The following is a 12176-nucleotide window of genomic DNA, read 5'->3' on the forward strand; positions in this document are numbered from 1 at the left end:
CGGTCACGGGGGTGTGCTGCCCCGCTTCTCCTCCTGGGCCAGCACCGCCTCGCGGTGCTCCGGCTCGTCGCGGCGGGCCAACTCGGCGGCGAGCCGCGCATCGGTCGCCAAGCGCACCCGGTTGCGGTGCAGGAAACTCTCGAAACCCCCGGTGTACGGGCAGGCCAGGTCGCCGAGCGCCTGCTCCGGGACGTAGCGGCAGCCGGAGCAGTAGTCGCTGATCTCGTCGATGTCGGTGCCGTCCACCGCGTACGGGCGGGTGTCCACCCGAGCCAGGTCGGCGTACTGGCTCATGCCGATCACCGTCGCGTTCATCACCCAGTCGGCGCCGTCGACGAAGCAGCGCTGGAACCAGTCCGCGACGTCGGTGGGGCGCCAGCCGCGTTGCAGCGCGTAGTTCGCCAACACCAGCAGCCGGGGCGTGTGGTGCGTCCAGGCCCCGTCCCGGACGGTGGCGAGGACGTCGGACAGGCAGCGGGCCTCCACCGCGTCGGCGTCCAACTCGGCGAACCACTGCGGCAGGGGCTCCGTCGCGGCCAGCCAGTTCGCCCCCCGGTAGCGCGGCTCGAAGTACCAGTACAGCTGCCAGAGGAACTCCCGCCAGCCGAGCAGCCCTCGGATGAACGGCTCCACCGCCGTACGCGGGGCCGTGCCGGCCCACCAGGCCTGCTCGGCGGCGCGTACCGCGGGCTCCGGGTGCAGCAACCCGAGGTTGAACGAGGACGAGAGCGTCGAGTGCGCGAGCAGCGGGTCCGCACCGCTCATCACGTCGGCGTAGCGACCGTAGCCGGGTAGCCGATGGGTCAGGAAGTGCGTGAGTCGGGCCTGCGCCTCGGCGTGGGTGGCCGGGTGCCGCCGGGGACCGTCGCGGCCGACGAACCGCACCCCGTCGGCGGCCCACCGGTCCAGGTCACGGCGGACCTCCGCGTCGATGTCATCCTCGACGATCGGCGGGGGTGGAGGTGGTGCGACAGGCGCGGCGCGGCTCTCGGGTCGCGGTCGGCGTCCCGGCCCGGTCGTGGCGGTCAGCACGTCGTGGCGGCGGCGGGCGTGCCTGTAGAAGTCGGCCATCCGCAGTGTGCCGCGGCGCGCGCGGTCCGCCCAGTCGGCGAAGTCGGTCCGGCTGGTGATGAAGCCGCGCGGCGGCAGCACGGTCAGCTCCGGCACCGATTCTGCGAAGCGCAGCGCCGCCCGCGAGTGCGGATGGCACACCTCCAGTGGCTCACCGACCTGCGCCAGCGCCTGCCGGAACGTGTCGGTGCGCAGCAGCAGCGCCCGGTCACCCAGCTCGGCGGCGCGGTGGCGCAGCGCGGACAGGATCAGGTGCGCCCGCTGTCGGTGCATCGGCCGGCGGCGGAACAGGTCCCGGACCTCCACCAGCAGCACCGGTTGGTCGGGGTCGTCGAGGAAGTGCGGCCCGAGTTGATCGGCCAGCAACCATCGGCGGCGAGGCATGCCGTAATTCTGCCTACCCGCGGGCCGTCCCGCTCGGTGCCGCACCGGAATGGCCGTCGGCGAGTCAGGTGACCGCGGTGCTCGGCCCGACGTCGCGGCGGCGCAGCAGCACGGTAAGCGTCACGAGCGCGACGAGCAGCGCCGCGAGCACGGACACCGGGGCCGGCCCGAGCGGCGCGAGCAGCGCCAGCAGCGCGACGACGGGGAATGCGACGACCACCGCGCCGTGCTGCTGCCGGCGGACGTGCAGCACCCAGACCGTGAGCAGGAAAACGGCGACCGGGATGGCCACCGCGTACCCGGCGGTGCCCGCGGAGACGTGCGCGAGGTGCCGCTCGACGTCCACCGACACCCCCAGGCCGGCGCCGATCGCGGCGATCGCGGCGAAGATCAGGTAGTGGCCGTAGCCCCAGATCAGGGAGTACGGCAGTCGGTCGGGCGCCTCGTTGGGCCGGTCGAAGTAGAGCCACCAGAGCGCGAACACGATGACCGCGCCGGCCGCCGCGAGAGACCAGAGGCCGTGCTCCCCGGCGTCCAGCCCGGTCTGGATCGCGATCGAGATGGCCAGGACGGCCTCGCCGAGCACGATCAGGGTGAACAGCCCGTACCGTTCGGCGATGTGCTCGGGGTGCCAGGGGGTCATCCCGGGGCGTTCGGCCACCGCCGGCACCAGCAGGTCGGCGAGCGCCAACAGCACGAACGTCGCGACCCCCCACTCGGCGGGCAGCGTCAGCCGCAGCAACCAGGCGAGCTGCACCACTGTCACGCCGATCGCGTAGCGGCGCGCCGCCGCCCGGTGGCGGGGGTCGCCGATCGCCGCTCGGGTCCAGTGCACGACCGCCGCCAGTCGCATCACCACGTACCCGTAGGTGATGACGGCGAAGTCGCCGTCGGTGAAGGCGCGTGGCACGCCGGCCGCCAGGATCAGCGCCCCGGAGATCTGCACAAGTGTGGTGATCCGGTAGACGTCGTCGTCGGTGTCATACGCCGAGGCGAACCAGGTGAAGTTGACCCACGACCACCAGATCGCGAAGAACACCATGGCGTAGCTGGTCGCGGCGTGCCCGAGGTGGCCCTCGGCGACGTCGTGGTGCAGGCTGCCGGCCGCCTGCGCGACGGCCACCACGAAACAGAGGTCGAAGAAGAGTTCCAGCGGGGTGGCCGCGCGGTGTGGCTCGTCGCGACGACGGGGGCGCATCGGCCGGTAGAACGGCCGCACCGCACGGGAGTTCGTCACCGCCGCTCCTCAGGTGGGGCTCACCGGCGTCGACGGCCGTGGGTCAGCCCCTCCAACACCAGGGTCAGCCCGGCGCCGACAAGCCAGACGTCCTTGGCGAGCCCGGCGCCCTGCTGGGTCGGGCGGATGCTGCCGGGCTCGCGCATCCCCGGCGTCTTCAGGTACAGCTGCACCAGACCCGCGCCGAACGCGGTCAGGCCCAACCCGACCAGGGGGGTCGGGACGAACGGCGCGAGCAGCGCGGCCCCCAGCGCGATCTCCGAGTACGACAGCAGCTTCGCGAAGCGCGGTGGGTCCAACTGACCGAGTTGCGGCATGGCGGCGACCGCCATCCCGTGGAGGCCCTCCGCGGCGGCGCCCTCCAGGGTCCGCTTGCCGAGACCCGAGTTGAGAAAGTACGCGCCGATGCTCAGCCGGAGCGGCAGGTGCGCGAGCTTCATGATCACTCCCCGTTTGCCGTGGTCGAATGCGGCAGGCGTACCCCGGACCGCCCGCGATAACCCGCCGGGCCGGCTGGGCCGGCCGTGGTGGTCGGGGTAGGTTCGCCCGGGGCCCACCGCCGAGCCCGTGGCACACCCGCCCACCCGGCTTCCGGCCCTGCCGCACACCACCAGCAGGAGGCGAAGTGAGCCAGGAAGTCCGGGGAGTCATCTCCCGCAGCAAGGGCGCACCGGTCGAGGTCACCACGATCGTGGTGCCCGATCCCGGCCCGGGTGAGGCCGTCGTCCGGATCCAGTCCTGCGGCGTCTGCCACACCGACCTGCACTACCGCGAGGGTGGCATCAACGACGACTACCCGTTCCTGCTCGGCCACGAGGCGGCGGGCATCGTCGAGCTGGTGGGCGAGGGCGTCACCGACGTCGCCCCGGGTGATTTCGTGGTCCTCAACTGGCGTGCGGTCTGCGGGGTCTGCCGCGCCTGTCGCCGGGGCCGCCCGTGGTACTGCTTCAACACCCACAACGCGAAGCAGCGGATGACCCTGACCGACGGCACCGAGTTGGCCCCGGCGCTGGGCATCGGCGCGTTCGCCGAGAAGACCCTCGTGCACGCCGGGCAGTGCACGAAGGTGGATCCGGCCGCCCGACCGGCCGCCGTGGGCCTGCTCGGCTGCGGGGTGATGGCCGGGCTGGGCGCCGCGATGAACACCGGCAACGTCACCCGCGGCGACTCGGTCGCGGTGATCGGCTGCGGTGGCGTCGGAGACGCGGCGGTCGCCGGCGCGGTCCTGGCCGGCGCCACGACGATCGTCGCGGTGGACACCGACAGCCGCAAACTCGACTGGGCCCGGAAGTTCGGCGCCACGCACACCGTCAACGCGTCCGAGACCGACCCGATCGAGGCGATCCGGGCCGCCACCGGCGGCTTCGGCGCCGACGTGGTGATCGACGCGGTGGGTCGACCGGAGACCTGGAAGCAGGCGTTCTACGCCCGGGATCTGGCCGGCACCGTGGTGCTGGTCGGCGTACCGACCCCGCAGATGCGGATCGAGCTGCCGCTGCTGGACGTCTTCGGGCGCGGCGGCGCCCTGAAGTCCAGCTGGTACGGCGACTGCCTGCCCAGCCGGGACTTCCCGATGCTCACCGAGCTGTACCTGCAGGGCCGCCTCGACCTGGACGCGTTCGTCACCGAGGAGATCGCGCTCGACCAGGTCGAGACCGCGTTCGAGCGGATGCACCACGGCGACGTGCTCCGCTCGGTGGTGGTGTTCTGATGACCGCCCGCGTCGACCACGCGGTCACCGCCGGCACGTTCTCCCTGGACGGGCAGACGTTCGACGTGGACAACAACGTCTGGGTGATCGGTGACGACAGCGAGTGTGTCGTCCTGGACGCGCCGCACGACGTCCCCGCGATCCTCGCCCTGGTGGGTGACCGGCGGGTCCGGGCGATCCTGGCCACCCACGCCCACGACGACCACGTCCGGGTGGCGCCCGAGCTGGCCGAGGCCACCGGCGCGCCGGTGCTGCTGCACGCCGCCGACCGGGTCCTCTGGGACATGGTCCACCCGCACCTGCCGCCGCACGGCGAACTGCACGACGGGCAGGAGATCGAGGTGGCCGGCACCACCCTGCGGGTGCTGCACACCCCCGGGCACAGCCCCGGCGCGTGCAGTTTCCACGCCCCCGAGCTGGGTGTGGTGTTCACCGGCGACACGCTCTTCGCCGGCGGTCCGGGCGCCACCGGCCGCTCGTACAGCGACTTCGACACCATCGTCGGCTCGATCCGGACCCGTCTGCTCACCCTGCCGGCGGAGACCGTCGTGCACACCGGCCACGGCGCCGACACGACGATCGGCGCGGAGGCGCCACACCTTGACGAGTGGCTGGCCCGGGGCCACTGAGACCCCGTGCGGGGCGCGGTCGGCGGGCTCAGCGCTCGTCGGCCGCGCCGAGCACCGGTTTGACGTCCAGGACCGGGGTGCCGTCCAACGCCTCCAGGTCGGCCACCCGGACGCGCAGCCCGTCCACCGCCAGCACCCGCACCCGGTGCAGCCCGATCGGGTTGGGTCGGTGCGGGGAGCGGGTGCTGAACACACCCGTCTCGGGCCGGCTCTCGTCGCCCCGCGGGCGCACCGCCAACACGTCGCGGCGGGCACGGTCCAGCCAGGTCAGCACCAACAGTTCGACGCCGGCGCGCAGGTCGCGCAGCGCCGGTGCGACGTGCGCGTCGAAGACCAGCCAGGCCTCCGGCGCGCCCTCGTCGCCCTGCCGGGGCGCGCTCGCCGCGTCGGTCAGCGGCGAGGCGACCCGACCGACCGGGCGCAGCAGGTACGCGTCGTCGCCGTACGTCTCGACCATCGTCGCTCCCTTTCCGACGGTGCCAGCCTAGGCGCAGGGCCGGCGCTGCGACGAAGCTGGCGCGTGATCCTGCCGGCTCTCAGAGCGGCCGGCCTTCAGGAGGTCGTCGACGGCGCGTTCCCGCGCTCGTTCAACTCCACTGCACCACGTCGTCGTTGCTGAGGCGGGGGAGTCGGGGGTGCCAGGGGTCCTTACCGGGGTGACCGATGTTGACCACCAGGAGCGAGCGGAACCGGCCGTCCGGGAAGAATTCGGCGTCGACGGCCGCGGCGTCGAAGCCGCCCATCGGCCCCGCCGCCAGTCCCTGGGCACGAACGGCGAGGATGAAGTAGCCAGCTTGGAGCGTCGCGTTGAACGAGGCGGTTCCCGCGCGCAGAGCGTCGTTGCCCGCGAAGACGTCCTTCATCTCCGGCTTGTGCGGCAGTACGGCCGGCATGTGATCGTGGAAACGGGTGTCCATGGCCAGTACGGCGACCGCGGGAGCCGTGGCCGTCTTGGCTCGGTTGCGCTCGTTCATGTGTTTCACGAGCCGGTCGCGGCCCTCGCCCGGGCGCACGAACAGCACCCGCAGCGGCTGGGAGTTGACGGAGGTCGGTGCCCATTTGACCAGCTCCCAGACTCCGGTCAGCTCGGCGTCGGTCACCGGGGTCTCGGCGAAGGTGTTGGCCGTGCGAGCACCGGTGAACAGCGTGTGCTTCGCCCTCTCGTCCAGGCGGCTGAGTCGGTGCTCGCCGGACCGGATGACATCGCTCGGAGCAGAACTCATGGCAATCCTCAATTCGGTTAACGTGTTAACCAAAGCGTACGGCGAGTTGGTTAACGTAGCAACCAAAGGCGTGATGGTGTCGCTGTGAGCCGCGCCTCTCTCGTGCGGGTGCCGGTGCGGAAACGCCGAACGGCCCCGAGCGAGTGCTCAGGGCCGTGACGAGTTGCCCGGTGGCGGGCGTCGGGTCGACGAGTGATTGCCGGCGGATCAGCCTCGCGTGGCGGGATCCAGTGCCGCGAGTCGTCGGCGTACCTTGTCCGTGATCGTGGCCAGGGTCTTCAGCTCGGTCTGGGTGAGCTGGTCGATAACCACGTCGCGGACGTCGGCGACGTGCTGCCGGGCGGCAGCGGCGATCAACTCCGTCCCCTGCGCGGTGATGGTGACCGTCGCCCCCCGCTGGTCGACCTCCGAGCGCTCACGCACCACCAGGCCCCGCGTCTGCATGCGGGAGAGGTGCTGTGAGAGCCGGCTCTTCTCCCACTGCAGCAGACCCGCGAGTTCGAACGATCGCAACCGCCCGTCGGGCGCCTCCGACAGGTGAGCCAGCACCCGGTAGTCGGATTGCGAGACGCCGCAGTTGGTGCGGAGCTGGCGATCCATGAAGGCCACCAGGCCTTCCTCCATCGCCATGAGGCCACGCCACGCCCGCTGCTCCTGCTCGTTCAACCAACGCGGCTCCGTCACGGCGCGAGCCTATCAATGGTTGAGGTGTCAACCCGGCGGTGACCACTGTCCACCCCTGTTCCACGAGGTGCCGCGACAAGCGCGCCAGGACGCGTCCCAGGGGCGTTGTTACGATCCGGCGTATGGCCGCCGAGCACCCCGCACCCGTCGTCCGTCAGCTGCGCCTCGTCGTGGAGGCAGCCGACCACGAGGCCGCGGTGGCGTTCTTCCGGGACGCCCTCGGTCTGCCCGAGGAAGCGGCGTTCACCGGGGACGGAGACGCCCGGGTGGTGATCCTGGACGCCGGTCGGGCCACCCTGGAGATCACCAACCCGGCACAGAAACGCATGATCGACGAGGTCGAAGTGGGCCGACAGGTCGCCCCGCGCATCCGGGTGGCCTTCGAGGTGGACGACGCGCGGGCGACCACGGCCCGGCTCGTCGCCGCCGGGGCGAGCGAGATCGCACCGCCGACGCGTACACCGTGGCAGTCGCTGAACTCCCGTCTGGACGCCCCGGCGGACCTGCAGATCACCGTCTTCCAGGAGCTGGGCAGGCCGCAGGAGCGGACCGTGGACCCCGACCCTGACGGCGACGTCTGACCCGGGTGGGGTCCGCTCCACAGTTCTCACCCCGACGCAGGCGGCCCTCCTCGCGTACGTGCCGTCGTCGGCCGTGATCGCGCGTCCCGCCTGACCTCATCCGGCCGCGCCGCGTCGATCATCCGGTTTTGTCGCACCCGTGCCGGCTTTCGCTGCCCCGTCCCGCAGGCCGCCCGGTTGCGTTCCGCTCCGCCCCGGCGGCCCGGTTACCGCGTGCTCCGCGCCGTCCGTCCGATTTTGCGGCGTGGCCGGACCGTCGGTGGGGCGGCTCCGGCATTTCCGGAATGCCCGACACGTGAACCCGGTTGTGTCCCCCGTACCGTCGGAGCCCAAACCCTCTTCCGCGGTCAACTCCCGAGGAGCGTTCACCCCGGAGCGTTCCGCACGATCGAGAGGGCCACCATCGTGAAGGTCTACTTCACCCGATGGCTCCCCGCCATCGCCAAGGACTCGTACCGCAAGACCGCGCTGAGCGTGGTGGGCGTGGCCGCCCTCGGCGGCCTGGCACTCGCTCCGACCGCGGCGGCCGCCCCGGTCACCTCCGGGCCCCACGAGGGCGCCGTGGCCGCCATCGACCTGGCCACCGGCAAGGCCAAGGCCGCCACCCCGGTACGCCAGGACGAGCAGCCCGTCGAGTCGGGGCTGACCACCGGCTCCGCCACCGGCAAGCCGCCGGCCGGTAAGCCCAGCCGCGACCAGCTCATCCCGCACGGCATCGAAGGCGCGCAGTCGCGCATCCCGCTCGACGACGCCCAGCTCGCCAACGCGCGGGCGATCGTCGACGCCGCCAAGAAGACAGGCGTCGGTGACCGGGGCGCGGTGATCGGCGTCGCCACCTCGTTGCAGGAGTCGAAGCTCTACAACCTCGGCCACCTCGGCGCGTACAACGACCACGACTCGCAGGGCCTGTTCCAGCAGCGTCCGTCGTCCGGTTGGGGCACGCCCGACCAGATCACCAACCCGGAGTACGCCGCCACGGCGTTCTTCACCGCACTGCGCAACGTCGGTGGCTGGCAGGACCTGCCGCTGACCGCCGCCGCGCAGACCGTCCAGGTCTCCGCCTTCCCCTACGCGTACGCGCAGTGGGAGGAGCAGGCGGCGGACATCGTCCAGCAGATGTGGTGACACCCGCACCACCGCCGGCCGGTTCCCCCTCGGGGGAGCCGGCCGGTTGGCGTCGATAGCGATCAGCAGGCCGGGTAGAGGCGGCGGGTGCCGACCCCGGCGGCGTACGCGTCCCGGTCGCTGAACCGGCAGCCGTAGTCGGGCCGTGCGACCACCGCCGGATCCGTCACGGTGTCACCGGCCGGGCGCTTGCCGGTGCGTACCCAGGACACCAGGTCGTCCCAGGCGGCGCCGGCCTCGGCCGGGGTGAACTCGCAGTGTTGCGTGGACCGGATGGCCCGCTGCACCACAAGCCTGCCGCGACCGTTGCGCGCCACGTCGGTGGCGTACGCCTGCTCCATGCTGAACGGGACGAACAGGTCACCGAGGCCGTGCAGGCTGAGCACCGGCGCGGTGGGCCGACGGGCGATCCGCGGCACCTCGGTGAGCGTCGGCAGGAGCCGCTGTACGACGTTCTCCGGGGCGACCCGCCGCACCGTGGCGTTGACGTCCACCGGGCTGTTCGGGGTGTACCTGGTGCCCAGGTTCGTGGAGAGCTGACCGGGCCGCTGGGCGGGGGAGTCGCCGCTTCCGGTGGGCACGCTGATGGAGAAGAGGAAGTCCTTCCAGACCGCGAACGCGGCGTCCGCACCGGGACGCGGCCCGCCCGAGCGGTTCACCGTGATCGCCCGCAGTTGCCTGCCCCGCTCGGTGGTGGTGTCCGGCCCGGTCGGGGTCAGCCCCGCCAGGCCGAGCGCCGCCTGGATGCGGGGCACCGCGGTGGTCAGGTAGTCGGCCGGCGTCGGATGGGCCGGCACCCCGGCGAGCGCCTGCGCGACCAGGTTGTAGTCCAGGTAGAAGTCGAGAAGCGTCTGGTCACCGAGCACCCCGCACATCGGCAGCGCCCCGTCGTAGTAGCCGGGGTACTGCTCCAGCGAGCGACCGATGACGTACCCGCCCATCGACACCCCCGCCAGGTAGGTGTGGTGCGGTCGGCGAACGATCCGTCCGAAGTGGTCGACCAGGTCCCTGGTGCCCAGCACCCCGGAGCGGATGTCGAAGCCGTTGCGGTCGTACGACGACGATGCCCAGGCGTACCCCTGCTCCAGGAGACGTTCGCGCAACCCGAAGGCCGGCGGTTCCGGCGTGAGCACCGTGCCCTGGCCCCGGTAGCCGTGCGCCCACAGCACCAGGTTGCCGTTCCACCGGGCGGGGACCTCGATGAGGTAGCCGGCGTGGCGGTGTACGCCCTGGCGTACCGTCGTCGGCCTGCCGCCCACGACCAGCGGAGCCAACGGCGGGTTCTCGATCGTGTATCCGGGCAGCGGTTGGCCGCCACTCGGGTCGCGACCGGTGGCGCCGGCCGGCGCGGCACCGGCCAACCCGACCGAGAGGGTCAGCGTCACGGTGGTGGCGAGCAGCCGGCGGAGGGTACGAACGGGTGCGGACAGCATCGATGCTCCCCATCGGACGGATGTCGCCCCGCGGGCGACCAGGCGGGACGGTTGCCTACCGGCCGGTAGCGTCCTGAACCTAGGACCGCCGTCGACACGTGTCAATGGCTGCTCGGATCGACTGGCTGCCTGCTCGTGGTTGGTCCGAGCGCGCGTACCCGGCTGCCAGGGCGGATGGGCCGGTCGGGTTGACTGATCGGCGTGGACGAGTTGATCTGGGATGCGGCGCGGGCGTCGCGCGACTGGTTGGACGCGGCGAACGGCACCGGGCAGACCGAACTGACCTGCCGCATCCTCAAGCTGATCGAGGAGGCGGGGGAGGCGTCCGCCGCCTGGATCGGCCTGCTCGGGCAGAATCCTCGCAAGGGTGTCACCCACACCCGCGAGGACGTCGCGGCGGAGTTGGCGGACGTCGCCTTCACGGCGTTGGTGGCCATCGAGAGCCTGGGGTTGGACGCGCAGGCCGTCCTGGACGCCTGCGCCGCGAAGGTACGGTCCCGCCTCGCCGGGTGAACGCCGCAATCCGCACCTGCCGGCCAGGCGTGGCGACCGGGCTTGATCGACTCGGCGTTCTTGATATCGGGTGTCCGGGTGTCCGGGATGCCCCGACGTCCGCGAAGCCGAGTGGATCGTGCCCGGTGCTGGTGGCTCGGGGTCGTGGTCGGCGCCCGATGTGGGTGATTTGTCCGGCCGAAGGCGGTCCTGGGCTGTGACCGGTCGCATCCGTGGGCCGGAATCGTGGCCGGGGCGGGGTCGTTACATACCCTGACGATCGCAGCACCACCGGCTCGCCGCCCCGCCAACGGGGTCGGCCGCCCCGCCCAGCGGGGTCGGAATGCGGGCCCCGGTCCGGTCGTTACAGTCCCCACGAACGACCACCCGGTGACCGCCTCCATGTGGGTGCCGACGGATGGGCCACCCCCGGAATGACCCCCGGCCCCCGGTCGTTACCGATGAACCCGGCGCCATGAGCCCTCGCTCGTAGGTCGCCGATCCGATGCCCGGTGGGCGTCGACCCCCAATGACTTTCTCTGCTTGTTCAGCGCCGGACGAGGTGCTCGCATCCTGCCGTTTCTGGTGGGGTGTTCTACCCCCGAAGGAGCTTCCCCCATGAACACGATCGTGCGTAAGAGTGTGCTGTCTGTTGCTGGTCTGGCCTTTGCTGGTGGTGTGTTCGCCGGTCCGATCGCCGCGCACGCCGCCGCCCCGGTCGACGGTAAGCCGGTTGCGGTCGCGGTGCAGGCGGACAAGCCTGATGTGGGCAAGCTGATCCCGCACGGGACGCAGGGCGACCAGTCGCGTATCGGCCTGAATGATGAGCAGGTCGCCAACGCGAAGGCGATCATCGCCGCGACGAAGAAGGCGGGTCTGCCGGAGCGTGCCGCGGTGATCTCGATCGCGACGAGTCTGCAGGAGTCGAAGTTGGAGAACCTGGGTCACCTCGGCGACGCCAACGACCATGACTCGCTGGGTCTGTTCCAGCAGCGCCCCAGCTCGGGTTGGGGTACGCCGGAGCAGATCACCGACCCCGCCTACTCCACGACCGCGTTCCTCAAGGGGCTGCGTCAGGTTGACGGGTGGCAGGACATGCCGTTGACCGAGGCCGCGCAGACCGTGCAGGTGTCGGCGTACCCGGATGCGTACGCCCAGTGGGAGCAGCAGGCCGCTGATCTGGTCGGCCAGTACTGGAACAGCTGACCCCAGCACCGCCACTACCGCAGGACATCGCCCGCTGGCCGGCACCCCGCAATCCGGGGGGTGCCGGCCAGCGGCGTCTCCGCCCCTGGCCGGTGCTAGCCGATGCGTGGTGCGATGCCCGTCGCGCCGTCGGGCGTGCCGGCCAGCGGCGTTCCCGGCCCGGTGATGGGCGCGCGACGCGCCGTCGAGCGCGCCGGCTGGGTGCTTGCCCCCCGGCCTGAGCGGCCGTTGTTCGCAGATCTTGGACACTTTCCGTTCGCGCGGCGGGCTCAACTGGTGGTTGCAACACCGAGGAGCTGGGTCAGCTTCTCACCTGGGGTGGCCCAGCCCAGGGTCATGCGGGGGCGGTCGTTGAGTTCGTCGGCGACATGGTTGAGGCCGGCTTGGTCGATGGTGGTGA

13 protein-coding genes are annotated in these 12176 nt (G+C 71.7%); 6 read left to right on the forward strand and 7 right to left on the reverse strand.

The features are described from left to right. Positions 1–3 precede the first annotated feature (3 nt). The 3 genes from ACGFH8_RS20155 to ACGFH8_RS20165 form a co-directional block, all read right to left on the reverse strand. On the reverse strand, positions 4–1455 hold the full coding sequence (locus ACGFH8_RS20155; RefSeq protein WP_393369047.1) for a cryptochrome/photolyase family protein: 1452 nt from the start codon (positions 1453–1455) through the stop codon (positions 4–6). 64 nt (positions 1456–1519) lie between these two features. Next, a complete protein-coding gene (locus ACGFH8_RS20160; protein WP_393369050.1) occupies positions 1520–2692 on the reverse strand; it encodes a low temperature requirement protein A in 1173 nt (390 codons plus the stop codon). Positions 2693–2712: 20 nt separating this feature from the next. Beyond that, on the reverse strand, positions 2713–3132 hold the full coding sequence (locus ACGFH8_RS20165; protein ID WP_393369053.1) for a hypothetical protein: 420 nt from the start codon (positions 3130–3132) through the stop codon (positions 2713–2715). A 185-nt stretch (positions 3133–3317) separates the two neighbouring features. Between ACGFH8_RS20165 and ACGFH8_RS20170 the strand changes: the two genes are divergently transcribed. Then, positions 3318–4403 carry an S-(hydroxymethyl)mycothiol dehydrogenase gene (locus ACGFH8_RS20170; RefSeq protein ID WP_393369056.1) on the forward strand — a complete coding sequence of 362 codons (1086 nt, stop codon included), beginning with the start codon at positions 3318–3320 and terminating at the stop codon, positions 4401–4403. Next, the gene (locus ACGFH8_RS20175; RefSeq protein ID WP_393369059.1) at positions 4403–5032 is read left to right on the forward strand and encodes an MBL fold metallo-hydrolase; all 630 of its coding nucleotides are present in this window, start codon (positions 4403–4405) and stop codon (positions 5030–5032) included. Before ACGFH8_RS20170 ends, ACGFH8_RS20175 begins: the two co-directional genes overlap by 1 nt. A gap of 28 nt (positions 5033–5060) precedes the next feature. Here ACGFH8_RS20175 and tsaA read toward each other — a convergent pair whose 3' ends face one another. From tsaA to ACGFH8_RS20190, 3 genes are all read right to left on the reverse strand, one after another. Continuing rightward, positions 5061–5489 carry a tRNA (N6-threonylcarbamoyladenosine(37)-N6)-methyltransferase TrmO gene (tsaA, locus tag ACGFH8_RS20180; protein ID WP_393369062.1) on the reverse strand — a complete coding sequence of 143 codons (429 nt, stop codon included), beginning with the start codon at positions 5487–5489 and terminating at the stop codon, positions 5061–5063. A gap of 130 nt (positions 5490–5619) precedes the next feature. Beyond that, positions 5620–6255, reverse strand: coding sequence for a malonic semialdehyde reductase (locus ACGFH8_RS20185; RefSeq protein ID WP_393369065.1), 636 nt, complete (start codon positions 6253–6255; stop codon positions 5620–5622). 207 nt (positions 6256–6462) lie between these two features. After that, on the reverse strand, positions 6463–6939 hold the full coding sequence (locus tag ACGFH8_RS20190; protein WP_393369067.1) for a MarR family winged helix-turn-helix transcriptional regulator: 477 nt from the start codon (positions 6937–6939) through the stop codon (positions 6463–6465). A gap of 122 nt (positions 6940–7061) precedes the next feature. Here ACGFH8_RS20190 and ACGFH8_RS20195 point away from each other — a divergent pair, with 122 nt between their 5' ends. Both ACGFH8_RS20195 and ACGFH8_RS20200 read left to right on the forward strand, forming a co-directional pair. Further along, entirely contained in the window at positions 7062–7520 is a 459-nt protein-coding gene (locus ACGFH8_RS20195) for a VOC family protein (protein WP_393369070.1), read from the forward strand. Positions 7521–7925: 405 nt separating this feature from the next. Continuing rightward, positions 7926–8645 (forward strand): hypothetical protein, encoded by a 720-nt coding sequence (locus tag ACGFH8_RS20200; RefSeq protein WP_393369073.1) that lies wholly within the window; start codon positions 7926–7928, stop codon positions 8643–8645. A gap of 62 nt (positions 8646–8707) precedes the next feature. Here the strand turns inward: ACGFH8_RS20200 and ACGFH8_RS20205 are convergent, their stop codons facing one another. Beyond that, positions 8708–10078: a hypothetical protein gene (locus ACGFH8_RS20205; RefSeq protein ID WP_393369076.1), complete on the reverse strand. Its 1371-nt coding sequence runs from the start codon at positions 10076–10078 to the stop codon at positions 8708–8710. Positions 10079–10279: 201 nt separating this feature from the next. On the opposite strand from ACGFH8_RS20205, the gene ACGFH8_RS20210 reads away from it, so the two are divergent. Next, complete coding sequence (locus ACGFH8_RS20210; RefSeq protein WP_393369079.1) at positions 10280–10591, forward strand: MazG-like family protein; 312 nt, start codon at positions 10280–10282, stop codon at positions 10589–10591. 597 nt (positions 10592–11188) lie between these two features. Continuing rightward, on the forward strand, positions 11189–11776 hold the full coding sequence (locus tag ACGFH8_RS20215; RefSeq protein WP_393369081.1) for a hypothetical protein: 588 nt from the start codon (positions 11189–11191) through the stop codon (positions 11774–11776). Positions 11777–12176 lie beyond the last annotated feature (400 nt).

The organism is Micromonospora sp. NPDC049175 (genome assembly GCF_043197345.1).
Taxonomy (GTDB): Bacteria; Actinomycetota; Actinomycetes; order Mycobacteriales; family Micromonosporaceae; genus Micromonospora.

Bases quoted from the DNA above. Each gene is read 5' to 3' on its own strand.
- ACGFH8_RS20175 (WP_393369059.1), top strand. From the start codon at position 4,403: ATGACCGCCCGCGTCGACCACGCGGTCACCGCCGGCACGTTCTCCCTG.
- ACGFH8_RS20205 (WP_393369076.1), bottom strand. From the start codon at position 10,078: ATGCTGTCCGCACCCGTTCGTACCCTCCGCCGGCTGCTCGCCACCACC.
- ACGFH8_RS20185 (WP_393369065.1), bottom strand. From the start codon at position 6,255: ATGAGTTCTGCTCCGAGCGATGTCATCCGGTCCGGCGAGCACCGACTC.
- ACGFH8_RS20195 (WP_393369070.1), top strand. From the start codon at position 7,062: ATGGCCGCCGAGCACCCCGCACCCGTCGTCCGTCAGCTGCGCCTCGTC.
- tsaA (WP_393369062.1), bottom strand. From the start codon at position 5,489: ATGGTCGAGACGTACGGCGACGACGCGTACCTGCTGCGCCCGGTCGGT.
- ACGFH8_RS20165 (WP_393369053.1), bottom strand. From the start codon at position 3,132: ATGAAGCTCGCGCACCTGCCGCTCCGGCTGAGCATCGGCGCGTACTTT.
- ACGFH8_RS20155 (WP_393369047.1), bottom strand. From the start codon at position 1,455: ATGCCTCGCCGCCGATGGTTGCTGGCCGATCAACTCGGGCCGCACTTC.
- ACGFH8_RS20215 (WP_393369081.1), top strand. From the start codon at position 11,189: ATGAACACGATCGTGCGTAAGAGTGTGCTGTCTGTTGCTGGTCTGGCC.